We start from the raw sequence: 24,131 nt of genomic DNA, 5'->3' as shown, positions 1-24,131 counted from the left end.
ACACCCCACCTGAAAAAAGTGCTGATCATTGGCGCGACATCGGCCATCGCCACTGCCTGCGCCCGTTTGTGGGCGACCGAGGGCAGTGATTTCTTTCTCGTCGCGCGCAACGTCGACAAACTTCAACAGACCGCCGCGGATCTCAAGGCCCGGGGCGCGAAGAACGTCACGCTGCACGAAATGGACGCCAACGACATCGACGCCCACCCGCTGATGATGGGTCGCTGCCTGACCGCACTGGGCCAGATCGACATCGCGCTGATCGCCCACGGCACCCTCCCCGACCAGAAAGCCTGCGAACGCGACGTGCATCTAGCCCTGCGTGAATTCGCCAACAATTGCACGTCGGTGATTGCCTTGTTGACGGTGCTGGCAACGCAATTCGAGACCCAGCGCTGCGGCAGTCTGGCGATCATTTCGTCGGTGGCGGCGGATCGCGGGCGGCCTTCGAATTACCTGTACGGCAGCGCCAAAGCGGCGGTTTCGACCTATTGCGAAGGGCTGCAGGCGCGGCTGTTCAAGCTGGGCGTGCACGTCACCACGATCAAGCCGGGCTTCGTCGATACCCCGATGACCCAAGGCCTGTCGCTGCCTGCCGCGTTGTTGGCGCAACCGGCGCAGGTTGCGCAACGGATCGTCAAAGGCATCGCCAACAAGGTGCCGACCCTGTACGCGCCGGGGTTCTGGGCCTTCATCATGCTGATCATCCGCTCGATCCCGCAGCCCGTGTTCAAGAGGCTGAACCTGTGAGCGGCGCGACCTCCCCCGAGGCCGTGCACCTGTCCGGCTGGCGTTACCGCGCGGTGATGCTGTCGGTGGTCGGTTCGGCGCTGGGCTATCTGGCGTTCTCGCTGTGGGGCGGCTGGCATGCCGTGGGCGCGGCCGTGAGCGAGGTCGGGCTGGTAGGCATCGTCATTGCGCTGCTCATGTCGTCGGTCAATTACGGCCTGCGGTTTGCGCGCTGGCAGGCCTACCTCAAGGTGCTCGGCCACCCCATGCCGTGGCGCCCGAGCCTGAACATTTACCTGGCCGGGTTCGCCCTGACCACCACGCCGGGCAAAGCCGGAGAAGCGTTGCGCGGCGTGCTGCTGAAACGCTGGGGCGTGCCCTATCCGCAGAGTTTTGCGGCGTTCTTCAGCGAGCGGCTGTCGGATCTGTTCGCCGTGGTGCTGCTGACCCTCTTCGGCCTGTCGCTGTACCCCGAGGCGATGCCGATGATCGTGGTCGGCGTCAGCCTGGTGCTGGTGGGTCTGTTGGTGCTGTCGCAGCGGCGCTTGCTGGAACGCCTGACCCTGTTGGTGCCCACCGAAGGCGGCAAAGTGATCGGTCTGTTACGGCATCTGCTGCAAGTGCTGGTGCATGCCCAGCAATGTCACCGCCTGCGCTTGATGCTGGGCCTCACCGCCTTGAGCGTCGTGGCCTGGAGTGCGGAAGCGCTGGCTTTCGACTGGATTCTGCACTGGATGGGCGCGGACATTCCGCTGACCTTCGCGGTGTTCGTCTACGCCTTGGCGATGCTCGCGGGGGCCGTGAGCTTCATGCCGGGCGGCCTGGGTGGCGCGGAAGCGGTGATGGTCGGGCTGCTGGTGTGGAAAGGCATGAACAGCGCCGACGCCGTGGCCGCCACAGTGCTGATTCGCCTGGCGACCTTGTGGTTCGCCGTGGCCATCGGCGCAGTCATGTTGTTCAAGCTCAAGGGTGAAGCGGCGCCTCGGCGCGAAGCGGTTCAGTAAGGTTCACGCGCACCGCCGTTCGGCTGCGCGTCATGGAAAAACAGGGACAGGAGTGCAACTCATGGTGGCAGCCGTACGCAATCGATCAATGCTGATTTCCGCGCTGTTGATGATCGGGGCGATTTTCGCCAGCTTTCTCGCGTCAAGCGGGCCCATTCAGTGGATGGACAACGGCATGTTCCTCGCCGACGCGTCCCAAGGCCATTTCTTCAGTCAGACCCTCGGCCCGCTGGACCACCCGCTTTATCTGTTCGTAAGCACCGCGCTGTTTGCAGGCTTCGGGCCGCTGGTGTTGAGCTTCATGAATTCGCTGTTGCTGATCCCGCTGGGCTGGGCCATCTACCGTCTCGCCAAAGGCGTCGGCGCGACGACCCAGCAGGCGCTGGTCGCCGTGGCCGCCGCCGTGCTGTGTCACTGCGTGTTCTGGGTCTCGACCAAGGCCGAGGTCTACATCCTGCACACGGTGCTGGTGATCTTCGCCTACATGATCCAGTTCAGAGACAAACCGCGTCTGGGCGTGATGCCCGCGCTGTTCCTGATCGGCGTCTTGACCGGCCTCGCCGCTGCGATTCACCAACTGACCTTCATCGTGCTGTTCCCGCTCTACGTACAGATGCTTTGGCAGCACAAGGCGCGTGTTCTCGTCACTCTGCCCGGCTTCGTGGTGGGTTTCGGGGTGGCGATTCCCGGCGTCATCAACGAAATGCACAACGGGCTCAGCCTCTACGACATCGGTCATCGCTACCTGATCGGCATCCCCGACCGCACCACGGAGCAAAGCTGGCAAGGCTCGCTGTTCCGCTTCGACGACATGTGGCACGAGAAAAACTCGGTGGTGCTGCTGATGCTGTCGCTGATCGGCCCGCAACTCGTCGGCCTGCTGCTGTTCCCCAAGCGTCCGGCGCTGCGGGTGTTGTGGGCGGCGGCAATGATGAACTTCATCTTCGCGGTCTCTTATAACGTCACCGACCGCTTCACGTTCTTCCTGCCAGGGGCCGTGCTGCTGAGCATCATCGGCGTGATTCAGCTGTACGCCCTGCTGCCGCGCAACGCTGCGGGCCTTGCCACCGCCTCGCCCCTCGCCGCGCCTGTCGTCATCCTCGCGGTGTTCGCCGTTTACGCCAGTGGCGCCATTCAGTTGCCCGTGCACAAGGAAACCCTGCCGTTCCGCGACGACATTCACTACTTCATGGTGCCGTACCTGACCGACCGCTCTGCCGAAGCGTTCGTGCGCAGCTACGAAAAATCCGCCCCCGAAGGCGCCCTCATCATCGCCGACTGGACGCCCAACGGCGCGCTGCGCTCGGCCCAGGCCAGCGGCTTGCTTAAGGGGCGGACGTTTGAGTTGTGTGAGGAAGTCGCGAATATCGACGCGTATTTGAAAGGGCCGGGGGCGTATCTGGCACGGACCAGTTACTGCGGGATGATTGCGGATCGGTTTACATTGGAGACATTACCGGTGGGGTATGAGTTGCGGGTGAAGTAGCGGTCAACCATGTCTGCAGACGGGAACGTTCATTCCATCCGGTGGCCCACGTGAACTTCGTCACGACCGACGAATTCCCCCTCATGCTGGTAATCTCAGCGAGTGATCAGGTAATGACATGGCCCTGCCATGTTCGCCGCCATTCATATCGGGAAATACCCGCCCCAATCGCGAGGAGTCGGCCAGAGCCATTGGGGGTCACCATCACGATCACACCTGCATGTTCAGATTATCGACACGAATCGAATGCCACACCATTTGCCCGCCGCCACTGGATCGGGTATTGAATCTCAAAGAGGCGATTTGCACTGAATTTTCAACGCCTAGTGTGATCCGCTCGAACCCGGCTTTAGGAAATATATGAATATAGGCTGGACCCGAAATGACGCCCCCATGAACATCAAGAGCCTGCACCGACGCCGATGCATTACCGCTCCAACCCGTTACAGATGCACTATCGAAAGACACCACCGAATAAAGCTTATTGAAACTCATTGTGAGTACGGTGTCGTAATTGGCGCCCTCCGGATTGCCACTGTACGTAGAGTTTATATCCAGCCACTTGCCGGTTCCTGGTCCGTTGGAATTATCGACAACACCGGACGGTTTGCCCCCCGCAGCTCCTAGCTGGCCTGTGTACTGCGTCCTGCATTGGTAATATGGACGATCAAAGTTTGGAAAAACACCGGGCTGTGCATCTTCAAAATCATCGACATCCGGATTTGCTTTCACATTGACCACCCATTCTTTGCTTTCTATCCCCTTATAACGCGCTGTCAGGCGATAGACTCCCGGAGTCAGTGTCGCTGCGGAATAAACAAATTTCTGCGCCGTCACCGGGGCCCACCCCAGATGAGCGCCCATATTCAGAATTTCTACACGATCATCATCCGCTGTGAATGCACCCATGGTTATCTCTCCCGCCAGTAGATAAAGTTGGTGTCGCCGACGCAGCAGCCGTTCAAGTCATTTTGATCCGCAGCCACGTAAAGGCACCGATCGATCAATCGATCAATGTGGAGTAATACTTCAATAATTTATTGCCCATTGGTATCAAACCAAACCTTTAAACTCATCCTCCTTGACGCTGACACCCTTGAATGACTGCTCATTACCGAGCATTCCAGTCATCCAAACATCCCATACGTTCTTGGGCAACTGAAGTTCCCATGGTAACCTCCTTGCTAAGGAAAACTATAATGGAAAATGAATATAATATGGAGGTTCTTCAACTGAATTGTTATTAGGATAAAAAAAAGCTGAGCGCGCAAACGATATTCTTCCATATTAACAATGAGTTACCAAATCTTAAAACGAATTAGCGATTACCGTCACTTCAATTTAATCTAAGCGCATGTTACATGCGCGTGAATTGTTCACATGACAGATCACCGACCTTCGTCGTATTCAAGCAATCTGCGCAACGCTGTGGGATATTGCCCGCCTTGAGGCTGCCACCGTCCTAATGTAGGCCCGAATCATTCACGAGGAGGCAGTACGGCCGATAAAGATTTATCGGCTGCACCATTTTTCGCGAATAAAATCGATCCCCAGATTGGGATCCGGCATAGGCGCCGATTAGCGCTGAGCATAGAGTCTCAAGCGCTTTAGTCAGCATCCATAAGGGTCATCGGCAACGTGCGCGAAGCCAGTTTGTACAGCATTCGCAAGCTCTTATCGGAACGCTGCGAGAGACGCGTCAGGCGCATGATCCAGGCGACTTGGGCAACTGACCTTCACAGGTGCCTCGGGAAGCCTGTACATTGCGCAACGTCAGCAACGCCAAGCCGATAGTGCACGCCAGAAACCGCCGTATCCCGGTATGCCGCGCCGGGATCAGCAAGGTGAATTCCGATGCCTGCAAGAGGTGCGCGTTGGCCGTACCGACCGGCTGCGCAATGACCCTGGCATGGCCGAGGTGACGAGGGCCTGCCTGCATCTGCCCAGGCTCGACATGATGCGCACCCAGCAGATCGCGTGGCAGCTAGCACACGCCTCGCTCGGCGTCGGCGCGCTGATCCTTGAGAATGTTAGTCAACTGCAAGCCCGCGCTAAATGAACGCGCCAGATGCCGCAAAGTCAGGCGTTGAGGCGCAAGCACTGGCTCAAAGTCGATGAAAAATTCAGTCAGGGTCTCCCCCACGCATCCCGCAACGCAGTAGCAGTAGCGATCCAGCTCCTGCCAATCAGCCAGCCCCGACAGGCAAACCTTGCTCTGGAACTCGGCCATGCGGCGGGTGATGACACTCAGGCAGGCCAGCGTGGCGTTTCGCCGTGCCGCATTGAGGGTGGCTGTGACAGCCAGCACCTGCGGCATGTGCCGGATCAGATCGCGCTCGGCGGCGAGGGTATGTTGCGTCAAATGACGAACCTGTTCATCACTCAATCTCCCGGCGGCCGCCTTGCCCATCACGACGTCGAGAAACGCGCTGTGGTACAGCTGTTTTTGCTTAGGTGCAAAGCCCGGCTCGTCCTCGATGGTGTGTGCCATTCGGCACAGTAGATAGGCATTGGCCACTGCGGTCTGCAACTCGGCTGGCAGCTGCGGGATGGTCAGGGCGGAGGTGCGGGAAACCTGGGGCAGGAGGTGGTGCTGGTACTCGATGGGGGGTGGTTCCGGCGTGCAGATCAGTGCGATCCGCCAGAATCAAAGCGTCATCCATTGTGCCATCCTGATCGCCACGCCCGAGGTCCTGACTCAATCTGGCATCACGCGCCAGCGTCAGACGGGAACATACCTGCATTGCCTCAAGAAAGCACCTCAGGGTAGCTGGGACGGCTCTTTTTTACGCTCCGGCCAGCCCTGCTCATACGCGAAAGCGCATCTTCATATCTTCTCTAGGGCCCCTTCCTTATGCATCGCCAGATGCCCGGTCTTGTCGCTCTTCACCTCATATTGCGGCTCATCTTCCGACGCAGGCCGATGTTTGCCCATGAACTCAACATCCTTGGTGTGCACCTTGGTGACCACCCCCACCACATGCCCCACGTCTGAGTTCCAGCGCACGTGATCGCCTTTTTTAAATTTATGGGTCATAGGGTTGCTCCTTATTAACGCTCAGGGCTGCCAGAGGGTCTGGCTGCCTTCGAGTTTGCGGTCGAGGAAGGTGGCGGCGCTGATCAGTGCCAAGTGGCTCAGGGCCTGCGGGGTGTTGCCGAGGTGATGGCCATGGGTGTCGAACTCTTCGGCGTAGAGGCCCAAAGGATTGGCGTAGCGCAGCAACTGTTCGAACTCCAAATGCGCCTGTTCCACGCGTCCTGCCCGCGCGAGGCATTCGACGTACCAGAAGGAGCAGGCGACGAACGCGCCTTCTTCGCCGTCGAGGCCGTCGCCGTAGTCATCGTCGTTGCGGTAGCGGTAGACCATGCCGTCGCGCACCAGGGTGCGTTCGATGGCATCAAGGGTCGATAGCCATTTCGGATCGCTGGCGCCGACGAACCGCACCAGCGGCATGAGCAGCATTGAGGCGTCGAGGTTTTTGCTGCCTTTGTGCTGGACGAAATGGCCGAGGTCGTGGTCCCAGAAGTTTTCCCAGATGTCGTCATGGATCGCTTGGCGTTCTTTGGTCCAGCGCTCGAACGGCGCGGGCAGCGAACGCTTGAACGACAGACGCAGCGCGCGATCCAGCGCCACCCAGCACATCAGTCGCGAGTGCAGGAAGTGCTGATCGTCGCCGCGCATTTCCCAGATGCCAACGTCCTTGCTGCGCCAGTTTTCGCAGAGTTCGTTGACCAGTCGGGTCGTGTGCTTCCAGCCTTCGTGGGAGATGGCCTCGCCGTATTTGTTGGCCAGATAGACCGCGTCCAGTAGTTCGCCATAAATGTCGAGTTGCGTCTGTTTATAGGCTTCGTTGCCGATGCGCACCGGGGTTGCGCCGCCGTAGCCGGACAGGTGCGTCAGGTTTTCTTCGGGCAATTCTTCTTGGCCCGCGAGGGAATACAGGATGCCGAGCTTGGTCGAGTCGTCGCAGCAGTCGCCCATGCGCTCGCGGACCCAGTGCATGAACGCGTTGGCTTCGTCGGTGTAGCCCAGGCGCATGAAGGCGTAGACGGTAAACGACGCATCACGAATCCAGGTGTAGCGGTAATCCCAGTTGCGCTCGCCGCCCTCTTCTTCCGGCAGCCCGAACGTGGCCGCCGCGACGATGCCGCCATGCTTGCGCGAGGTCAGGAGCTTGAGGGCCAGCGCGGAGCGGTTGACGGTCTCGCGCCAACGACCCCGGTAATTGGAGTGGCGGCTCCAGTGCTGCCAGTAATCGACGGTGCTTTTGAGGTCGCAATCGCATTGCGTGGCGCGGACGTTTTCATCGTCGGCGCCGCCGAGCATGAACTCGACGATATCGCCCTGCTTCATCTCGAATTCGGCAATGGCGGCGTGTCCGTCCAGCGACAGGTCCACCGTGGCACAGAGGCGTATGGCCGGTTGGCCCTGGGCTTCGAAGCGCACGTCCTTGCCCTCCATCTGCGCGGTGGTTTCGGCGCGGCTGTAATCGTGGCGGACGCGGCACAGCATCCGCACTTTCGTCGTGCCATGGCGCACGTGAATGCGCCGCACCAGCCGTGGCAGGTCCTCGACTTCGTCGGCGATGGGCATCAGATCGGTGACTTCGACCACGGCATCCTTGGCGATCCAGCGGGTCATCAGCACGTTGGTTTCAGGCAGGTACAACTGCTGACGGCGTGCGTCGGGAAGGAGGGGCGACAGCTGGAAGATCCCGGCGTCCGGGGTGTCGAGCAGCGCCGTGAAGATGCTCGGGCTGTCAAAATCCGGCCAGCAGCAGAAGTCGATGCTGCCGGTATCGGCCACCAATGCGGCGCTGCGCATGTCGCCGATGATGCCGTGGTTCTCGATGGCATTCTGCGGCTCGTCGCGCGGGTCGTGTTGCGTGCGGGAAGGCTCAACCATTGTTGCGAAACTCCGGATACAGGCTCATGCCGCCGTCGATGAACAGCGTGGTGCCGTGCACGTAATCAGAGGCGTCGGAGGCGAGCCAGACCACGGCGTTGGCGACGTCTTCGGCTTCGCCCACGCGGCCGTAGGGGATCAGTTTCAGCAGTGCTTTCTCAGCATCGCCGGTGGTGGCCTTGGTGTTGATCGCCGTGCGAATCGCCCCCGGCGCGATGCTGTTGACGCGGATGCGCTGCTCGCCGACTTCCTGAGCGATGCTGCGCATCAGCAAGTCCACCCCACCTTTGGAAGCCGCGTAGTTGACATGCCCGGCCCAAGGAATCACCTGGTGCACGGAACTCATGTGAATGATCTTGCCCAGTGCGCGGGAAATCTCGGGGCGGATCTCCTGTTTGGCGAACTGGCGCAACGCCGCACGGGCGCAGAGGAACTGGCCGGTGAGGTTGACGCTGATCACGGTGTTCCAGTCGTCGAGGCTGAGTTCGGCAATAGGGGCATCTTTTTGCAGGCCCGAGTTGGCGAGCAGGATGTCCAGCCGACCGAACGCCTTGAGGGTTTCGGCGAACAGGGCCTCGACCTCCTCCTCCTTCGACACGTCGGCGCGAACGGCAATGGCCTGGCCGCCCGCTTTCAATATCTCGTTCACCAGTTTTTCTGCGGGTTCGGGTTGGGAGTGGTAATTGACCACGACCGCGGCGCCGGAAGCCGCCAGCCCTCGGGCCGCGCCCAGGCCCAAGCCAGAGCTGGCACCGGTTACCAGCGCGACCTGGCCTTTCAAGGAAATCTGCATGGAATGTCGAGCCTCAGATGAGCGTTTAAATGCTGACTGATGGCCTTGGATGGAAGTTCATTGCGGATGTCGCCAGGCTGGACACGATCCAAACCTTTGGGAGGTTTGTGTCTGGCTCAGACTCCGCAGCGCAGGTGAACCGCTGTGGGAGCGAATCATTCGCGAATCGTCGGCCCAGGCGCCGCATCTCCTTCGCCTGGAGTACCGTTTTCGCGAATAAATTCGCTCCCACACGTTAAGGTTTGTGTCTGGCTCAGACGCCGCAGCGCAGTTGAACCCTTGTGGGAGCGAATTCATTCGCGAATCGTCGGCGCAGGCGCCGCATCTCCTTCGGTTGGAATACCGTTTTCGCGAATGAATTCGCTCCCACAGGTCTGTGCGTCGGTCGACAGGCACAGGGCGCAAAGCCCTTCCGTTAACCAACCGGTCCGCGAAACATACGGTTACGCTGGACGGCGGACGACGGTGCTTCATAAACTGCCGGTCATCATTTCGCAGGCTTTCAACGAGCAGGGTGACGAATGTCGCGTAACGGGGATCAGGTATGAATCGCAACGAGCTGCGCAAGGCCGACATCAACCTGATGGTGGTGTTCGAGACCTTGATGCAAGAGCGCAACGTGACCCGTGCCGCCGAGAAGCTGTTCCTTGGCCAGCCCACCATCAGCGCCGCCCTGAACCGGCTTCGAGCGTTGTTCAACGACCCCTTGTTCATCCGCGTAGGCCACCGCATGGAACCCACGGCGCGGGCCAACGAGATCATCCACCACCTGTCGCCGGCCCTGGACGCGATGTCCGTGGCGCTGAGCCTGACCCGCGATTTCGACCCCGCCAGCAGCGACATGACCTTCCGCATCGGTCTGTCCGACGATGTCGAATACAGCCTGTTGCCGCCCCTGTTGCGCGCCATTCGCCAGGAAGCACCGGGGGTCGTGATCGTCATTCAGCAGGTCAGCTACTGGAATGTCTCCGAACTGCTCATGTCCGGTGAGATCACGGTCGGTGTGTGCCTGACCCGCGAACTCCCCGCCAATGCCAAGCGCAAGTTGCTGCGCAGCGTGCAGCCAATGGTGGTGCGGGCAGACGATTCGCCCGAACCCTTGACCCTGGACGAATACTGCTCACGGCCGCATGTGGTGGTCTCTCACGTGGCGAATATTTCAAGCTTCGCGGATGAGTGGCTGGCGGCCATCGGGCGCAAGCGCAAGGCCGTCCTGTCGGTGCCGCAATACAGCACCCTGCCCGCTCTGATGGCCGGGACCGACCTGTTGTGCAACTTGCCGGATCATCTAACGTTGGCGATGGGCAATTCGGGACTGTTGAGGGGGGAGCCGCTGCCGTTCATTACCCCGAACCTGGAGCTGTCGATGGTCTGGCTGAGCGTGATGGACACTGATCCGGCAGAGCGCTGGCTGCGCAAGCGGCTGGAGCAGTTCATGGGGGATTACAGCCCGATTCCGCCGCTGCCCAAAGGCTGAGCTGTGACGCAAGCCCAACTGTCGGAGCGAATTCATTCGCGAGGCGTTCGAACATCCGACAGAGAAGTGTCGGATGTACCGGCTCTTGGCGAATGAATTCGCTCCTACAGGGGTTTCGTGGTGCTGCAGGTCTACAGGGTGTTCGGGGTCGTGCCTGTGGCCACCCGGTTGAGCGGCCACAGGCAACGGCGTGGAGCGTGGATCAGCCGAAACGACCGGTGATGTAATCTTCGGTCTGAGTCTTGGTCGGCTTGGTGAAGATGGTGTCGGTGTCGCCGTGTTCGATCAGTTCGCCCAGGAACATGAACGCGGTGTAGTCCGAGCAACGCGCGGCCTGTTGCATGTTGTGGGTCACGATAACCACCGTGAACTGTTCCTTCAGCTCCGTGATCAGTTGCTCGATGCGACCGGTGGAGATCGGGTCGAGTGCCGAGGTCGGTTCGTCCAGCAACAGCACTTGCGGGCGCAGTGCGATGGTGCGGGCGATGCACAGACGCTGCTGCTGACCACCGGACAGGCTCTGAGCGCTTTGCTTGAGCTTGTCTTTCACTTCATCCCACAGCGCGGCCCCGCGCAGGGCTTCTTCGACACGCTCTTCCATCTCACGACGCGACAGCTTTTCGTGGTGCTTCACGGCATACGAAATGTTGTCGTAGATCGACATCGGGAACGGCACCGGCTTCTGGAACACCATGCCTACGTGGCTGCGCAAACGGTTCATCGAATAGCCCGGCGCCAGGATGTTTTCGCCGTTGAGCAGCACTTCGCCCTTGGCTTCCAGCTTCGGGTACATCGAGTAGATGCGGTTGAACACACGCAGCATGGTCGACTTGCCGCAACCCGACGGGCCGATGATCGCCGTGATGCGCTTCTCGGGAATGGTCATGTTGATGGACTTCAACGACTGGTGGCCGTTGTAGTAGAAGTCGAGGTTGCGAACCTGGATCTTGGTTTTTTCGTCGGCAAGCGAAAGGTTATTCATCAGGATGCCTTATTGCGCAGAAGAAGGAGACGGGAGCTGAGGCTCAGCAACAGTACGAACAGGGTCATGATCAGGGCACCGGCCCAGGCCAGTGAGTGCCAGTCATCGAACGGGCTCATGGCGTACTGGAAAATCACGACGGGAATGCTGGCGATCGGCTTGAGCAGGTTACCGCTCCAGAACTGGTTACCAAATGCAGTGAACAGCAACGGCGCGGTTTCGCCGGTGATGCGCGCCAAGGCCAGCAAGATACCGGTGATGACACCGGCACGGGCGGCACGCAGGACAATCTGCAGGGTCAGTTTCCACTGTGGCACGCCCAGAGCCAGCGCCGCTTCACGCATGGTCGCCGGTTGCAGTTGGAGCATTTCGTCGGTGGTACGCACCACGACCGGAATCACCAGCAACGCCAGGGCGAGCGCACCGGCGAAGGCCGAAAAGCCTATGCGATGGTCGGTCACGGCACTGATCGGCAGGATCACGGCGGTGTAGACAAACAGGCCGAGCACGATCGACGGTGCTGACAGCAGGATGTCGTTGATGAAGCGAACGGCGTTGCCCAGCTTGGTGTGGCGCGCGAATTCCGCCAGCCAGATACCGGCCATCAGGCCGATAGGGGTGCCAATCAACAGACCGATGCCGGACATCAGGAAGCTGCCGTAGAACGCGTTGGCCAGACCGCCCTCAGCGCCTGGCGGCGGAGTCATTTCGGTGAACAGGCGCAGGTTCAGCGCCTGGAAACCGTTGACCAGGGTGGTGATCAGAATCCACACCAGCCACAGCAGACCGAAAACGGTCGCGCCGCAACTCAGGACCATCGCCAGCTTATTTTTGAAAGCCCGCATCCGATACAGGTTTTCGTTGTCGACCTTACTCATAGGCCCTCCTTGCGCGACAGACGGGACAGCATCAGGCGGGCAATGGCCAGCACAATGAACGTAACAACGAACAGCAAGAAGCCCAGAGCGATCAGCGACGAGCGATGCAGGTCGGTGTACGCCTCACTGAATTCGTTGGCGATCACAGACGCAATCGAACTGCTTGGCATCATCAGCGATGCGGAGAACTGGTGAGCGTTACCCAGTACGAACGTCACGGCCATGGTTTCACCCAGTGCGCGACCCAGTCCCAGGAAGACGCCGCCGACCACCGCCGAGCGGGTGTAGGGCAGGACGATGTCCCAGACCACTTCCCAAGTCGTGCCGCCCAGTGCGTAGGCCGATTCTTTTAGGGCCACTGGCACGCTGCGGAACACTTCCGTCATGACGGAGGTAATGAACGGCGTGATCATGATCGCCAGCACGATACCGGCGGTGAGCATGCCGATGCCGAGCGGCGGGCCTTGGAAGACCGGACCGATCAGCGGCAATGCGCCGAGGTTGTCGTTGATCCAGGGCGCCAGGTAGGCCGCCATGAAGGGGCCGAAGACGAACAGGCCCCACATGCCGTAGATGATGGAGGGGATGCCCGCCAGCAACTCGACAGCGGAAGCAATCGGTGTGCGCAGCCAGGGCGGCGCCACTTCAGTCAGAAAAATCGCGATGCCGAAACTCACCGGAACGGCAATCAGCAGCGCAAGGAAAGAGGTGACCAGCGTGCCGTAGATCGGCACCAATGCGCCGAAATGACCGGCGACAGGGTCCCATTCGGTACTGGTAAGAAATTCGAAGCCAAAGGTTTTGAACGCCAGGGCACCGCCCCAGAGCGTCGAGCCAGCGATGCTCGCCAGCAACAGCAGCACCAACAGAGCCGCTCCCAGCATCGTGCGCCGGAACCAGGCGTCGTGTCGGTGATCGCGGGCCGCGCGTTTTTCGCTCTCGGATTCAGCATCCGGAATCACAGCGGACATATATTGGGTGTTCTCAGTCATGGTGGGTCCACTCGCAAGGAAACCCTGTCACCGAGCGCTCGGTGACAGGGGTTAGCCGGATAACGTCGAGTTCTTACTTGAACTCGGCTTTCCAGTAGGTTTCGATCTTGCTGACCAGCTCTTTAGGCAGTGGAACGTAGTCCAGCGACTCGGCTTGAGCCTGACCGCTTTCCAGCGACCACTTGAAGAAGTCGAAAGCGGCCTTGCTTTCTTCAGCCTTCTTCGGCTGCTTGTACATGATGATCCAGGTGGTGGCAGTGATTGGCCATGCCTCAGCGCCCGGGGCGTTGGTCATGATCAGGTTGAAGTCCTTGGCGCTTGCCCAGTCAGCAGTAGCAGCGGCAGCGGCGAACGCTTTGGCGCTAGGCTCGACCGTTTTGCCAGCAGCGTTTTCCAGCTTGACGTAGGAAATGTTGTTGGTCTTGGCGTAGGCGAATTCCACGTAGCCGATCGAACCCTTGATCTGCTTCACGTAAGCAGCCACACCTTCGTTACCCTTGCCACCCACACCGACTGGCCACTGAACAGCCGAACCTTCGCCAGGACCGGCTTTCCAGTCCGGGCTGACTTTGCTCAGGTAGTTGGTGAAGTTGAACGAAGTACCCGAACCGTCCGAACGGTGAACCACGGTGATCGCGGTTTCTGGCAGTTTCACGCCTTTGTTCAGCGCAACGATCGCTGGATCGTTCCACTTGGTGATTTTGCCCTGGAAGATATCAGCCAAAACTTTGCCGCTCAGTTCCAGCTTGCCGGTTTCGATGCCTTCAACGTTGATGACTGGAACGATACCGCCGATCACGCTTGGGAACTGACCCAGGCCAGCAGCCTGCAGGTCTTCGGCTTTCAGAGGGGCATCGGAAGCACCGAAGTCAACGGTGGCTGCCTTGATTTGTGCGATACCGCCGCCGGAACCGATCGACTGGTAGTTAACTTTGTTGCCGGACTTTGCGCTGTACTCGGTCGCCCATTTCGAGATGACTGGGAACACGAAGCTCGAACCAGCACCAGTGACGTCCGTAGCGTGTGCCATTCCGGACAAGGCCATCGAAGCCAGCAGGAGTGACAGGCGTGTTTTTGTCAGCAGATTCACGGCAATACCTCAGCAAGAGAATGTGTATGTGTGGTCGCAGTTGAAGACCCGATGCAGATTTAAAACCCGAAACATTTCTGTTTGATGACAGTCTTGGGACACACCTTGGAATCGAGGCGATTTTGTAGGTAATTTCCTACACCCTGTAAAAACAAAACCCCCGAATTCATTGGCTCCCAACCGGGTTGTCCACGTTTTTAGAAATTAATATCAATGCGCCACAATCGGCTCGATAACGGCGCTGAAAGCTCGTGTTTTCGGCGTGAATATGACAAAACGGTGTCAGGATGACCGGTGTTGATGTCGGTCTTGCGTGTGATGGGTCAACAAAACCCTGCAATGGGGTCATAAAGGTGTTTCCGGGTTTTTCAGACCGTCCGAACTGACCGTTCGTCGGAACCACGGCACGTCTACGATCGGCTACCAGACCAATGTGTATCCACAACAGAAAGGGATTCACATCATGATCATGAAAAAACTGACGGCTCTGACCCTTGCCAGCCTGATGGCTATTGCAACAGGTTCTGCGTTTGCAGGGTCCACCGGCCCGACCAATCCGGTTGATACCAACTCCAACACCACTGGCCCACGTAATGGCAGCGCTGGCCCGAACACAGACGGCACGCCGAAAGCCGGAAACAGTTCCACCCCAGGCACCAAAGGCATGGGCAGCTCGGACGGTAATGGCGCCGCTGGCCAGGGTGGCGGCATGAGCAATGGCAGCGGCATGGGCGGCAGCGGCGGTGGCGCGGGCGGCACTGGCGGGTCCAGCGGTAGCAAATAATGGGCAGCGAGCTGCCAGCCTTGAGTGGCGAGCTGTAAGCCCCAAGCTGTGCGCGCTGTTGCGACTGTCTATGAGCAGTCTTGAATCGCAGTGAGGGGGAGCGAGATGATTCGCTCCCCCGCCGTTTCTGACGGCCGCTCAGGACCTTACCTCCCCCCCACAGCATTGGCCTCCCGCTCATTCCTCCGATTGGCCACTGGCATTTGCGCCGTCCCCCACTAATATGGCTCCGTTGAAAGACGATATCGTTTGTGACGGAGACATTCGCATGACCCTGGAAACCTGCAACACCGTTCGGATTCACGCCGCTCATGGCCGCTCACAAGAACTGGGCGAGTACCTGGCCGGTGTCGTCAAAGACCTCCCTTCCGTGTCCGGCTGCCTGAGCAGCACTCTCAACCGCGACGAAGCAGACCAGGATCTGTGGATCATTGACGTGCGCTGGCCGTCCTGCGACGTCATGGCCGCCCATTTCGCCAAACCGAGCAATGAAGGCTTGAACGGCTTGCTGAGCAATTGTTTCGTGCGTCAGGTGGCGTTTGAGAGCGACGCTGAACATTGCAACTTTCCCACAAGCCGTTGAGCGTCCGGGCAGCAATTCCCCTTGAACAAACACTTTAACGACCCCGCTTAATTGCCTGTTAACTAAACCAATCGTCAGAAAAACGGCCTGCGGAGGGGCTGATTGCGCGCGGAAAGTGGCGAACTCAAAAAGCCGGATTACGCTTCTGCTCTTGCAGGCAAGTGGGCGCTATCGCACGCACACCGTGATAGCACGTTGCCTCAGGAACTTCAGAGGTCATGCCATTATGAGAATGCTAAGTCTGAGTTTGATCGCACTGGCGGTTTCAGCGGGATATGTCCAATCGGTGGAAGCCGCCGAGGCGTTTGTCAGTGACCAGGCCGATGCAAAAGGCTTCGTCGAGGACGCCAAACTCAACGTGCTGTTGCGCAACTATTACTTCAACCGGGATGGCAAGAGCGGTGCCGGGGATCGTCGGGACTGGTCCCAGGCGGCCATGGCCAACTTCAGCTCCGGTTTCACGCCCGGCACGGTCGGTTTCGGCGTCGATGCCTACGGCTGGTACGGCCTGAAACTCGACGGCGGCGCGGGCCACTCCGGCACGGGCAATATTCCGGTCGACAGCAGCGGCAACCCAGAAGACGAATTCGCCACCGCTGGCGGTGCAATCAAAGCGCGCATCTCCAAGACCGAACTCAAGTGGGGCACGATGCAGCTCACCGCGCCGGTGTTCGCCGCAGGCGGCACCCGGCTGTTCCCGCAGACCGCCACCGGTTTCAGCCTGCAAAGCAGCGAGATACAAGGGCTTGACCTTGAAGGTGGTCACTTCACCGCAGGCAACGGGCCGCAGCACACCAGCTCCAGTGGCGAGCTGTACGCCAGTTATGCCGGGGTGACCACGAGCAGCGTCGATTTCGTCGGTGGCAAGTACGCGATCAACGACAGCCTGTCCGTTCAGTTATACGGTTCCGAATTCGAAGACGTCTGGCGTCAGTACTACGCCAACGCCAACTATGTGCTGGCGATGCCCAGCGATCAGTCGGTGACCTTTGACTTCAACCTCTACCGCACCAACGACGAAGGTCAGGCCAAGGCCGGTGAAATCAATAACACCACCTGGTCGCTGGCGGCCGCCTACAGTTTTCTGGCGGGGCACACCTTCACCCTCGCCTACCAGAAAGTCCATGGCGACGAGCCGTTCGACTACGTGTCTTTCGGCGACAACGGCCCGGGTACCACTGGCGACTCGATCTTCCTCGCCAACTCCGTGCAGTACTCGGACTTCAACGGCCCGGGCGAGAAATCGTGGCAAGCCCGGTATGACTTATCGATGGCGACGTATGGCGTGCCCGGCTTGAGTTTCATGGCGCGTTACATCAACGGCCGCGACATCGACGGCACCAAAATGGCCGCCGACAGCCCCTATCGCGCCTATGGCTATGGTGAGGACGGCAAACACCACGAAACCAACCTGGAAGCCAAATACGTGATTCAGGACGGCCCGGCGAAGGATCTGTCGTTCCGCATCCGCCAGGCATGGCATCGCGGCAATGCCGATCAGGCCGAGGGGGATCAGAACGAATTTCGCCTGATCGTCGACTACCCCATTTCTGTCCTCTAAAACGGGGCGCTGCAATTGGCCCCCTGATCTTTCCCCGGATTGGCAGTGTGACCGGTGGCACGCGAGGCTTAGCGTGTCACCTGTCACCCCTTTTCGGAGCACCCTTCATGAAACTGCTGGCCGCCACCCTCTCCTGCCTCGCGCTTTCCCTGCCGCTGTCCTTCAACGCCCAAGCCCACGACGACACACACGAAAAAATCACGATCCTGGAAAATCACCCGATGCTCAACGCGCCGGGCAAAAAGGCCATGGTCCTGACCGTCGATTACACGCCCGGCCAGGCTTCCATTCCCCATAGCCACACCGGCAGCGCCATGGCCTATGTGCTCGAAGGCGAAGTCGTTTCACGGGTCAACGACGGCAAGGCGATCACCTATAAGGCAGGGCAAACCTGGTACGAACCCGCTGGATCGAAACATTACGAATCGCGCAACGCCAGTGCCACACAACGGGCGAAATTGCTGGTGTTCATCCTGCTGGACGACAACGGCGAGGTGCTGACGCCACTGCCGAAGTGACCTCGACGTCGACCCTCGCGGCGCTCTGGCACACGGCGCCGCCGGTCAGCGCCCCATCACGCAGCACTCAATTTTTTCGGTCAACTGTCGATAAGCCATCAGTAGAGCCCGAACACCGGGCCGGACTTGATGAACGAAAGGCACAGGCATGTACGACATTTATCTGCTGGTAGAACACGGCCGCGATCAGGGCGAAGTTTCCGTTTTGGGCTGGTTCGATGACGAGCGAGCGGCCAAAGACACGGCAGAAGCGATGGAATGGAAGGCCTACCGCGAAGAATCGAAACGTCAGCATCAATGGTCCAGCCAGCCGCTGCTGCCACCGGACCAGACCTCCCACCGGCGATTCTGGGTGAAAGGGATTTCGAAGTTTTCCCATACGCCTGCGCCACGGTCCTGGGCGGTGCATTGAGCTCGCGCTTGAATGACACGGCACTGGACCGCATGCCGCGCTCAGCCCTGCCGCGGCTCTAGCGGCAGCGTTGTAAATGACTCGACGCCTGCAATGGGCTGCCAGTCGTTCAATGGGGTCAAAAAATGAAGCTCGAACCGCCTGGACACGAACGCCCATTTCCCTGCCCGGCGTTCGAACCGGTCGTGATAGAGCCCGCTGACTTGTACCGGGCCTTTGTCGATGTCATGAAACAGGCAGTCCGCGGCGACGGTTCCTGTCGCTCTGTCACCTGCGATCTCGATCAGAGGATTGGCCATCCAGTGATGCATATGGGGCATCTGGCGCCAGCTGTTTTCAGCCATGGCGAGGATGCCGTCACGGCCCGTCGCGGCGCCGAACCCCGGTAGATCGAGGCTGGCGTCGAGGTGCCAGATGTCCTTCAAGAGCCTCGCATCGATGCGGTCGAATGCGTTCGAGTAAGCGCTGATGAGTCGATCGATCGCGGCGCGGCTTTCCAGCGCGTCGAGTCGAGCGCTCAGGGTTTCGATGCCCATGGTGTTCTCCTGTGGGGCTGAATGCCCCAGATTGATCCACATGAATAAACCGTCGTTTGGAGCGACACGCCCATGGTGAACATCCTTGGAGCGGAGCGGCACTGCCACGAATGAACGACGGCCGTGCAGTTTTGTAAGGCGCAAAAACGGCGAGTGACCCTCAAAATCGGCCGCAATCGGCTTGACCCGAGTCGGCGAAAAAACCTGCTCGACCGAGCCTGTTTTTCAATCGACGTCTCTCGTTCGCCGTGAAACCTGAGTGGCCACACAGGATGCCTGTCATGTCTCAAATTGAAACCGAAGTGTCCGAGCCACGGCGCTGGGTGATGTTCGCCATTTTGCTCGTCGGCGCATTTCTGCCTCCCCTGGACTTCTTCATCGTGAATGTCGCGCTGCCCTCGATACAGGGGGATCTGGGTACCGGGTCCTCCGCCGAGCAACTCGTGATCTCTTCCTACGCAACGCTCTACGCCGTGACGCTGATTACCGGCGGTCGACTCGGCGATCTGTACGGTCGCGGTCGGATGTTCTTTCTTGGCCTGCTGGGCTTCGCTGCCGCATCCCTGATGTGCGGCCTGGCGGCGTCGCCCTGGGTCCTCATCCTCGGACGCGCCTTGCAAGGCGTCACTGCTGCCGTGATGGCGCCTCAGGCGCTTGCTTCGGTACAGGCCATTTTCCCGGCGTCGGAAAGGCCATTGGCACTGAGCCTGTACGGAGCGGTGTTTGGACTGGCGTCTGTGATCGGTCAAGCGCTGGGCGGCGTTTTGATTGCGGTCGACGTGTTGGGCATGGGGTGGCGGGCGATTTTTCTGGTCAACCTGCCGATCGCTTTGCTGGTCATTGCGTTCGGTATCCCTCTGCTCAAGGAAACCCGCGCCCGGCACGCCAGCAAGCTGGACCTGGTGGGCACAGCATTATCGATGTTGAGCCTGACCGCCCTGGTCGTGCCGTTGATTGAAGGCCGTGAGGCGGGATGGCCCCTGTGGGCGTGGTTGTCGCTCGCGGCCGCCGCCGTGCTGGCAGTCGTGTTCTGGCGTTACGAAAGCCGGCTGCACCGTGCTGGCGGAACCCCCATCCTCGCGCCCGCCGCCCTGAAAGCACCCGGCCTGGGCCGAGCGTTACTGGTCGCGCTGTGTTTCTATGCCATCGGGGTATTTTTCCTGCTGTTCTCGATGTACATGCAAGGTGCGCTGCGAATGACCGCGCTGCAGGCCGGCCTGATTTTCCTGCCATTTGGCGCAGGGTTCCTCCTCGGCCCCCTGTCGGTCCCTCAACTCAGACGCGTCCTTGGCGGCTACGTGAATCCCGTAGGCATGGCACTGGAAGTGGCGGGGTTTCTATGGCTTGGCTGGCTCGTCTCAGTAACGCCGCCTGCCCTCGCCCCGCCGCTCACGTCACTGGTCGTCATTCTTTTCCTGATCGGCTTTGGACAAGGGCTGGCCTTGCCGACGTTGATGCGCATGGTGACCGGCCGAGTCGCACCGGCGTATTCCGGGATGATTGCGGGCATCACCAGCGCCACGTTGCAGATCAGCACATCGCTGAGCGTCGCACTGATCGGCGGCGTTTTTTATACCTTGCTGGGAGACCAGACAACCCCGACCAGCATCACTCACGCGTTTACGATTTCCGTGCTGTGCATCGCGGTTTGCCTGGCGGTCGGTGCCGTGGTGAGCCTGACCCTGGCGCGGGAGTCGACCCTGGCATCGGAGGTGTCAGCGGCTCGCACGTCCTGAAGGGCATAAACGCTCTAACCCGAGCCGATCATGCTCGACGCAAGGTCGGCCAGCGCTCGCAGGCGGTCCATCTGGCGCATGTCCTGGTGATACCCCATCCAGATGTCCCGACCCGGTGGGGGCTCATGCTCATCCAGCAGTCGCAGTCCCGGCACCGAATCGCCCAGGACCCGTGGCAATACGGCAATCCCATGGCCCATCGCGCACATCTGCGCCTGGACGGTCCGGCTGCTGCTGGTGAACACGGTGCGCGCCTGCGGATAGCGCTGCTGAAGCCAGAGCACGTCGGGGTAGTGAGCCTGGGCGACGCTCATGAGGATCAGGCCCACACCTTCGCCCTCCGGGTGGGGCGCCGGCGCATGCACAGCGGCATAGAGTCCGTATGGCAAGGTTGTCAGCTTGCGGTGCACGACGTCGGGTTCGGTGAAAGGCACGATGCGGAATGCGATGTCGGCATCCCGCCGGGCAAGGTCGAACAGTCGATGCCCGGCAATGACTTCGGGAACGATCAATGGATACCGACGCACCAGTTCGCTCAGTACCGGTGACAACACATGACAGGCGAACCAGTCGGCCGATGAAATGCGCAACAGCCCTTCCGGCTGATCGCTGTCTCCTGCCAGACGACGTTCGATGGCCAGGGCGCTGTGTTCCATGTCCTGCGCCAGACCGAGAATCCGCTCACCACTGTCGGTCAGGACCAGCCCTTGCGCAGTCCGCAGAAAAAATGGCTGCCCACTGGTTTGCTCAAGCACCTGCAACCGACGCCCGACCGTCGGATGACTCACCCCCAACTGCCGGGCAGCGCCACCCAGCGAGCCGCTGCGGGCAATCGCCAGGAATATCCGCATGTCGCTCCAGTCCATGCTCCACCTCGTACATAAATGAACGACGAGGTTGCAGCAACGGCACTCCGGCAGCAATCCCCCGCGCCAAAGCGCGGGGCGTTGTCACCGCCCTGCGCTCACGATCAACGACCGGCGATGAGGCCGCCGTCAACGTGCAGGATCTCCCCCGTCGAGAAGGCGGCATCTTCCAGATAAAGCACCGCACGGACGATGTCCTCGACCTCGCCCAGCTTTTTCATGGGGTGGAACGCTGCCAGTTGCTCGACCATCGCAGGGTCGTGCATCGGCGTTCGGATCACACCGGGGGCAACGGCATTGACCCGAATGCCCTTTGTGGCGTACTCGATGGCCAGGCTTTTGGTGGCGGAATTCATGCCGCCTTTGGTCAACATGGCAATGAAGGCAGGAGACAGTGAGCTGGCGAACTCGGCGGTGGAGGCCGTGATCTGCACGACGTGGCCGGTGCCTTGTTTCAGCATCACCGGAATGACTGCCTGGGTAGCGAAGAAGAAACCGTCCAGGTTGGTCTTCAATTTCAGGCGGTAGTCTTCTTCCGTGTAGTCGGTAAACGCTTTGCCAATAAAGATGCCGGCGTTGTTCACCAGCGTATCGATGCGGCCAAATGTCTCCAGGGCCGCCGCCACCAGCCGCTTGCTCGTTTCCGGATCCCCAATGTCCCCTGCGACGGTCACCAGGCCTGCGTCATGGGAGGGCTGGATCGTGCGGGATGTGGCTACGACGCCGTAACCTCTTGCGCGGTACGCCTGCACGATCGCTTCGCCCATCCCCTGTGATGCGCCGGTGACGATGGCGACTTTCTTGAAATCTGACATGGCTTGACTCCTTGAATGCTCGTTGAGTAAGCAGACGATAAAGCGTTGTCAGCTGTTCATAAATTCCCTATCTTCGATCAATGACTGATCAAAAACGAACAGCCCTCGATTGGCAAGATGTCAGCGTCTTCCTGGCCCTCGCTCGGCATGGCAGCCTTTCCGCAGCCGCGCGGATGCTGTCTGTCAGCCACGCCACGATCGCCCGACGCATTCACTCTCTTGAGGACGCCCTGGGAGAAAAACTCGTCGAGCGACGGCCAGACGGGTATGTCCTGACGCTGGCAGGCACGCACGCGTTGCAGGCGGCCAGCGAGATGGAGGACGCAGCGCAGGCGCTCACCAATGGCACGCACGATGGAACGCCCTCGGGCCTCATCCGGATCAGCTCCTCCCCCGGCCTCTCCAACGGCTTTCTGATCACCCGCCTTCCGGTATTGGCGGCCCGTTACCCCCGATTGAACATCGACCTTGCACCAGCCCTTCGATCGGTGAGCCTGGAACGGCATGAGGCCGACATCGCGATTCGCGTGGATGCACCAAAAGACGGCGACATCATTGCGCGGCCACTGACCACCATTGGCTACGGTTTCTACGGCACTGAACACGCCTGCCGCGCCGCTGAGGCAGGAAGCGATTTGGTGTTCATCGGTTTCAACGAGGCCGATGCCTACCTGACGCAAGCGGCATGGCTGACGAAGCACTTCCCACGCGCGCGCGTGGCATTTCGTGCCAAAGACCAGTTTTTGCAGTCCATGGCCGCCCGCTCAGGTATCGGACTCGCGCTGATCCCGCACTACATTGGCAGGCAAGACCCCGCATTGCGGATCTGCGACCTCGGTGCGCTTCCTGCGAGCCGAGAGGTGTACCTCCTCACTCGAAGCCGCGACCGGAAAAATGCGTCCATCCGCATGGTGGCAGATGTGGTGGCGGACATATTCGAACAGGAACGTGAGGTGTTTGTCTGAGCCTTCGGCCATGTTCCATCGTGCGAGGGACGAAACATCAGCGGACGCTATGGCCCGAAGACGCCAGCGCCAAAGCCGAGCGACTCATGTCGCCTCCCGATAATCTCCCGGCAACGCCCCAAACCGGTCCCGATACACCTCGCTCAACCAGTCGATAAACACCCGCACCCTCGGCGACAGATGCCGGTGGTGCGGGTACATCGCGGACACTGACAGGCCCGGGCTTTGGCAATCACGCAAGACCTCGACCAGTCGCCCATCATTCAACGCCTCCTCAATGTGGTAACGCGGCACCTGAATCAGGCCGCATCCGCGCAGTGCACACACCACGTAGCTTTCCGCGTCGTTGACCGCCATCCAACCGTCGAGGTCGAACGAGCGGATCTGGCCGTCGATGATCAATTCCAGCGGAAAACTCGATGAGCCGGTGCTGGAGAAGAATTTGACGACTTGATGGCTCGCCAGGTCGTCCGGCGTCCGGGGAGTGCCGAACCGCTTCAGGTAGTCCGGGCTGGCGCAAATGGTTTGTGGCATCACGGCCAGCGGTCGAGCGACCAGCGTAGAGTCGCGAGGGGTGCCAGCGCGCACGACGCAATCCACTCCCTCCTGGACCAGATCGACCAGCCGGTCTCCCCCGCTGGCGGTCAGTTCGATGCCGGGGTAGCGCGCTCTGAACTCGTCGATTCTCGGCAGCACGATTTTGGTGGCGTGGGTGCCATGCATGTCCACCCGCAACATGCCTTGCGGGTTCGAAGCGACGTGGCGCAGGGATGACTCGGCGTCGTCCAGTTCGCTCAGCACAAACACGCAGCGCTCGTAGAACGCCTGTCCGTCAACGGTCGGGCGCACGTGTCGTGTGGTGCGCTCCAGCAGCCGGATGCCCAGCCTGTTCTCAAGTGCCTTGATCGCATGGGTCGCGGTCGCACGGGGGATGTTCAGCACAGCCGCCGCCCGGCTGAAACTGCTCAGCTCGACGATGCGGGTGAACAGCTGAAGCGAGTCGAAACGGTCCATGTAT

The 24,131-nt window shown here is 60.2% G+C and carries 25 protein-coding genes; 11 read left to right on the top strand and 14 right to left on the bottom strand.

The window, feature by feature from the left end:
• The first annotated feature begins 9 nt into the window (after positions 1–9).
• From ACWKWE_RS27230 to ACWKWE_RS27220, 3 genes are all read left to right on the top strand, one after another.
• Positions 10–750 carry an SDR family oxidoreductase gene (locus tag ACWKWE_RS27230; protein WP_483852363.1) on the top strand — a complete coding sequence of 247 codons (741 nt, stop codon included), beginning with the start codon at positions 10–12 and terminating at the stop codon, positions 748–750.
• A gap of 56 nt (positions 751–806) precedes the next feature.
• Positions 807–1,733, top strand: a complete 927-nt coding sequence (locus ACWKWE_RS27225; RefSeq protein ID WP_483852362.1) for a lysylphosphatidylglycerol synthase transmembrane domain-containing protein — start codon at positions 807–809, stop codon at positions 1,731–1,733.
• Positions 1,734–1,794: 61 nt separating this feature from the next.
• Complete coding sequence (locus ACWKWE_RS27220; protein ID WP_483852242.1) at positions 1,795–3,219, top strand: DUF2723 domain-containing protein; 1,425 nt, start codon at positions 1,795–1,797, stop codon at positions 3,217–3,219.
• A gap of 210 nt (positions 3,220–3,429) precedes the next feature.
• Here ACWKWE_RS27220 and ACWKWE_RS27215 read toward each other — a convergent pair whose 3' ends face one another.
• From ACWKWE_RS27215 to ACWKWE_RS27190, 6 genes are all read right to left on the bottom strand, one after another.
• Positions 3,430–4,128 (bottom strand): hypothetical protein, encoded by a 699-nt coding sequence (locus ACWKWE_RS27215; RefSeq protein WP_483852241.1) that lies wholly within the window; start codon positions 4,126–4,128, stop codon positions 3,430–3,432.
• Positions 4,129–4,918: 790 nt separating this feature from the next.
• Entirely contained in the window at positions 4,919–5,158 is a 240-nt protein-coding gene (locus ACWKWE_RS27210) for a hypothetical protein (protein ID WP_483852240.1), read from the bottom strand.
• Between the two features lie 45 nt (positions 5,159–5,203).
• On the bottom strand, positions 5,204–5,803 hold the full coding sequence (locus ACWKWE_RS27205; protein ID WP_483852361.1) for a squalene/phytoene synthase family protein: 600 nt from the start codon (positions 5,801–5,803) through the stop codon (positions 5,204–5,206).
• Positions 5,804–6,046: 243 nt separating this feature from the next.
• Positions 6,047–6,256, bottom strand: a complete 210-nt coding sequence (locus tag ACWKWE_RS27200; protein ID WP_483852239.1) for a hypervirulence associated TUDOR domain-containing protein — start codon at positions 6,254–6,256, stop codon at positions 6,047–6,049.
• A gap of 21 nt (positions 6,257–6,277) precedes the next feature.
• Positions 6,278–8,125, bottom strand: coding sequence for a glycoside hydrolase family 15 protein (locus ACWKWE_RS27195; protein ID WP_483852238.1), 1,848 nt, complete (start codon positions 8,123–8,125; stop codon positions 6,278–6,280).
• On the bottom strand, positions 8,118–8,918 hold the full coding sequence (locus ACWKWE_RS27190; protein WP_483852237.1) for an SDR family oxidoreductase: 801 nt from the start codon (positions 8,916–8,918) through the stop codon (positions 8,118–8,120). Before ACWKWE_RS27190 ends, ACWKWE_RS27195 begins: the two co-directional genes overlap by 8 nt.
• 544 nt (positions 8,919–9,462) lie before the next feature.
• On the opposite strand from ACWKWE_RS27190, the gene ACWKWE_RS27185 reads away from it, so the two are divergent.
• Entirely contained in the window at positions 9,463–10,395 is a 933-nt protein-coding gene (locus tag ACWKWE_RS27185; protein WP_341964027.1) for a LysR family transcriptional regulator, read from the top strand.
• Positions 10,396–10,597: 202 nt separating this feature from the next.
• Here ACWKWE_RS27185 and pstB read toward each other — a convergent pair whose 3' ends face one another.
• The 4 genes from pstB to pstS all read right to left on the bottom strand — a co-directional run bounded on the left by pstB (position 10,598) and on the right by pstS (position 14,337).
• Entirely contained in the window at positions 10,598–11,377 is a 780-nt protein-coding gene (gene pstB / locus ACWKWE_RS27180; protein WP_166595250.1) for a phosphate ABC transporter ATP-binding protein PstB, read from the bottom strand.
• The gene (gene pstA / locus ACWKWE_RS27175) at positions 11,377–12,255 is read right to left on the bottom strand and encodes a phosphate ABC transporter permease PstA (protein ID WP_166595249.1); all 879 of its coding nucleotides are present in this window, start codon (positions 12,253–12,255) and stop codon (positions 11,377–11,379) included. Before pstA ends, pstB begins: the two co-directional genes overlap by 1 nt.
• Entirely contained in the window at positions 12,252–13,247 is a 996-nt protein-coding gene (gene pstC, locus ACWKWE_RS27170) for a phosphate ABC transporter permease subunit PstC (RefSeq protein ID WP_166595248.1), read from the bottom strand. Before pstC ends, pstA begins: the two co-directional genes overlap by 4 nt.
• A 73-nt stretch (positions 13,248–13,320) precedes the next feature.
• A complete protein-coding gene (pstS, locus tag ACWKWE_RS27165) occupies positions 13,321–14,337 on the bottom strand; it encodes a phosphate ABC transporter substrate-binding protein PstS (RefSeq protein ID WP_166595247.1) in 1,017 nt (338 codons plus the stop codon).
• A 463-nt stretch (positions 14,338–14,800) separates the two neighbouring features.
• Here pstS and ACWKWE_RS27160 point away from each other — a divergent pair, with 463 nt between their 5' ends.
• The 5 genes from ACWKWE_RS27160 to ACWKWE_RS27140 all read left to right on the top strand — a co-directional run bounded on the left by ACWKWE_RS27160 (position 14,801) and on the right by ACWKWE_RS27140 (position 18,195).
• Complete coding sequence (locus tag ACWKWE_RS27160) at positions 14,801–15,121, top strand: hypothetical protein (RefSeq protein WP_306167752.1); 321 nt, start codon at positions 14,801–14,803, stop codon at positions 15,119–15,121.
• Between the two features lie 268 nt (positions 15,122–15,389).
• Positions 15,390–15,704 carry a putative quinol monooxygenase gene (locus ACWKWE_RS27155; RefSeq protein WP_483852236.1) on the top strand — a complete coding sequence of 105 codons (315 nt, stop codon included), beginning with the start codon at positions 15,390–15,392 and terminating at the stop codon, positions 15,702–15,704.
• Between the two features lie 226 nt (positions 15,705–15,930).
• Entirely contained in the window at positions 15,931–17,265 is a 1,335-nt protein-coding gene (locus tag ACWKWE_RS27150; protein WP_483852235.1) for an OprD family porin, read from the top strand.
• Between the two features lie 107 nt (positions 17,266–17,372).
• Entirely contained in the window at positions 17,373–17,783 is a 411-nt protein-coding gene (locus tag ACWKWE_RS27145) for a cupin domain-containing protein (protein ID WP_483852234.1), read from the top strand.
• Between the two features lie 148 nt (positions 17,784–17,931).
• Entirely contained in the window at positions 17,932–18,195 is a 264-nt protein-coding gene (locus tag ACWKWE_RS27140) for a hypothetical protein (RefSeq protein WP_166595241.1), read from the top strand.
• 41 nt (positions 18,196–18,236) lie between these two features.
• Here the strand turns inward: ACWKWE_RS27140 and ACWKWE_RS27135 are convergent, their stop codons facing one another.
• Complete coding sequence (locus ACWKWE_RS27135; protein WP_483852233.1) at positions 18,237–18,731, bottom strand: nuclear transport factor 2 family protein; 495 nt, start codon at positions 18,729–18,731, stop codon at positions 18,237–18,239.
• A gap of 281 nt (positions 18,732–19,012) precedes the next feature.
• On the opposite strand from ACWKWE_RS27135, the gene ACWKWE_RS27130 reads away from it, so the two are divergent.
• On the top strand, positions 19,013–20,467 hold the full coding sequence (locus tag ACWKWE_RS27130; RefSeq protein ID WP_483852232.1) for an MFS transporter: 1,455 nt from the start codon (positions 19,013–19,015) through the stop codon (positions 20,465–20,467).
• A 14-nt stretch (positions 20,468–20,481) separates the two neighbouring features.
• Here the strand turns inward: ACWKWE_RS27130 and ACWKWE_RS27125 are convergent, their stop codons facing one another.
• Complete coding sequence (locus ACWKWE_RS27125; RefSeq protein WP_483852231.1) at positions 20,482–21,333, bottom strand: LysR family transcriptional regulator; 852 nt, start codon at positions 21,331–21,333, stop codon at positions 20,482–20,484.
• A gap of 104 nt (positions 21,334–21,437) precedes the next feature.
• Positions 21,438–22,148, bottom strand: coding sequence for an SDR family NAD(P)-dependent oxidoreductase (locus tag ACWKWE_RS27120; protein ID WP_483852230.1), 711 nt, complete (start codon positions 22,146–22,148; stop codon positions 21,438–21,440).
• A gap of 80 nt (positions 22,149–22,228) precedes the next feature.
• On the opposite strand from ACWKWE_RS27120, the gene ACWKWE_RS27115 reads away from it, so the two are divergent.
• Positions 22,229–23,113, top strand: a complete 885-nt coding sequence (locus ACWKWE_RS27115) for a LysR family transcriptional regulator (RefSeq protein WP_483852229.1) — start codon at positions 22,229–22,231, stop codon at positions 23,111–23,113.
• An 84-nt stretch (positions 23,114–23,197) separates the two neighbouring features.
• Here ACWKWE_RS27115 and ACWKWE_RS27110 read toward each other — a convergent pair whose 3' ends face one another.
• Entirely contained in the window at positions 23,198–24,127 is a 930-nt protein-coding gene (locus ACWKWE_RS27110) for a LysR family transcriptional regulator (RefSeq protein WP_483852228.1), read from the bottom strand.
• Between the last annotated feature and the right edge of the window lie 4 nt (positions 24,128–24,131).

This window comes from Pseudomonas salicis, from assembly GCF_057128705.1.
The sequence above is the reverse complement of the archived record's forward strand: the minus strand, read 5'-3'. Positions and strand labels throughout refer to the sequence as shown.

What these genes read in the sequence shown, in the direction of transcription:
- ACWKWE_RS27160 (WP_306167752.1), top strand. Translation starts at nt 14,801, where the DNA reads ATGATCATGAAAAAACTGACGGCTCTGACCCTTGCCAGCCTGATGGCT.
- ACWKWE_RS27190 (WP_483852237.1), bottom strand. Translation starts at nt 8,918, where the DNA reads ATGCAGATTTCCTTGAAAGGCCAGGTCGCGCTGGTAACCGGTGCCAGC.
- ACWKWE_RS27120 (WP_483852230.1), bottom strand. Translation starts at nt 22,148, where the DNA reads ATGTCAGATTTCAAGAAAGTCGCCATCGTCACCGGCGCATCACAGGGG.
- ACWKWE_RS27215 (WP_483852241.1), bottom strand. Translation starts at nt 4,128, where the DNA reads ATGGGTGCATTCACAGCGGATGATGATCGTGTAGAAATTCTGAATATG.
- ACWKWE_RS27115 (WP_483852229.1), top strand. Translation starts at nt 22,229, where the DNA reads ATGACTGATCAAAAACGAACAGCCCTCGATTGGCAAGATGTCAGCGTC.
- pstC (WP_166595248.1), bottom strand. Translation starts at nt 13,247, where the DNA reads ATGACTGAGAACACCCAATATATGTCCGCTGTGATTCCGGATGCTGAA.
- pstA (WP_166595249.1), bottom strand. Translation starts at nt 12,255, where the DNA reads ATGAGTAAGGTCGACAACGAAAACCTGTATCGGATGCGGGCTTTCAAA.
- ACWKWE_RS27135 (WP_483852233.1), bottom strand. Translation starts at nt 18,731, where the DNA reads ATGGGCATCGAAACCCTGAGCGCTCGACTCGACGCGCTGGAAAGCCGC.
- ACWKWE_RS27225 (WP_483852362.1), top strand. Translation starts at nt 807, where the DNA reads ATGCTGTCGGTGGTCGGTTCGGCGCTGGGCTATCTGGCGTTCTCGCTG.
- ACWKWE_RS27110 (WP_483852228.1), bottom strand. Translation starts at nt 24,127, where the DNA reads ATGGACCGTTTCGACTCGCTTCAGCTGTTCACCCGCATCGTCGAGCTG.
- ACWKWE_RS27200 (WP_483852239.1), bottom strand. Translation starts at nt 6,256, where the DNA reads ATGACCCATAAATTTAAAAAAGGCGATCACGTGCGCTGGAACTCAGAC.
- ACWKWE_RS27150 (WP_483852235.1), top strand. Translation starts at nt 15,931, where the DNA reads ATGAGAATGCTAAGTCTGAGTTTGATCGCACTGGCGGTTTCAGCGGGA.
- ACWKWE_RS27195 (WP_483852238.1), bottom strand. Translation starts at nt 8,125, where the DNA reads ATGGTTGAGCCTTCCCGCACGCAACACGACCCGCGCGACGAGCCGCAG.
- ACWKWE_RS27140 (WP_166595241.1), top strand. Translation starts at nt 17,932, where the DNA reads ATGTACGACATTTATCTGCTGGTAGAACACGGCCGCGATCAGGGCGAA.
- ACWKWE_RS27210 (WP_483852240.1), bottom strand. Translation starts at nt 5,158, where the DNA reads ATGCAGGCAGGCCCTCGTCACCTCGGCCATGCCAGGGTCATTGCGCAG.
- ACWKWE_RS27125 (WP_483852231.1), bottom strand. Translation starts at nt 21,333, where the DNA reads ATGGACTGGAGCGACATGCGGATATTCCTGGCGATTGCCCGCAGCGGC.
- ACWKWE_RS27220 (WP_483852242.1), top strand. Translation starts at nt 1,795, where the DNA reads ATGGTGGCAGCCGTACGCAATCGATCAATGCTGATTTCCGCGCTGTTG.
- ACWKWE_RS27145 (WP_483852234.1), top strand. Translation starts at nt 17,373, where the DNA reads ATGAAACTGCTGGCCGCCACCCTCTCCTGCCTCGCGCTTTCCCTGCCG.
- pstB (WP_166595250.1), bottom strand. Translation starts at nt 11,377, where the DNA reads ATGAATAACCTTTCGCTTGCCGACGAAAAAACCAAGATCCAGGTTCGC.
- ACWKWE_RS27130 (WP_483852232.1), top strand. Translation starts at nt 19,013, where the DNA reads ATGTCTCAAATTGAAACCGAAGTGTCCGAGCCACGGCGCTGGGTGATG.
- ACWKWE_RS27155 (WP_483852236.1), top strand. Translation starts at nt 15,390, where the DNA reads ATGACCCTGGAAACCTGCAACACCGTTCGGATTCACGCCGCTCATGGC.
- ACWKWE_RS27185 (WP_341964027.1), top strand. Translation starts at nt 9,463, where the DNA reads ATGAATCGCAACGAGCTGCGCAAGGCCGACATCAACCTGATGGTGGTG.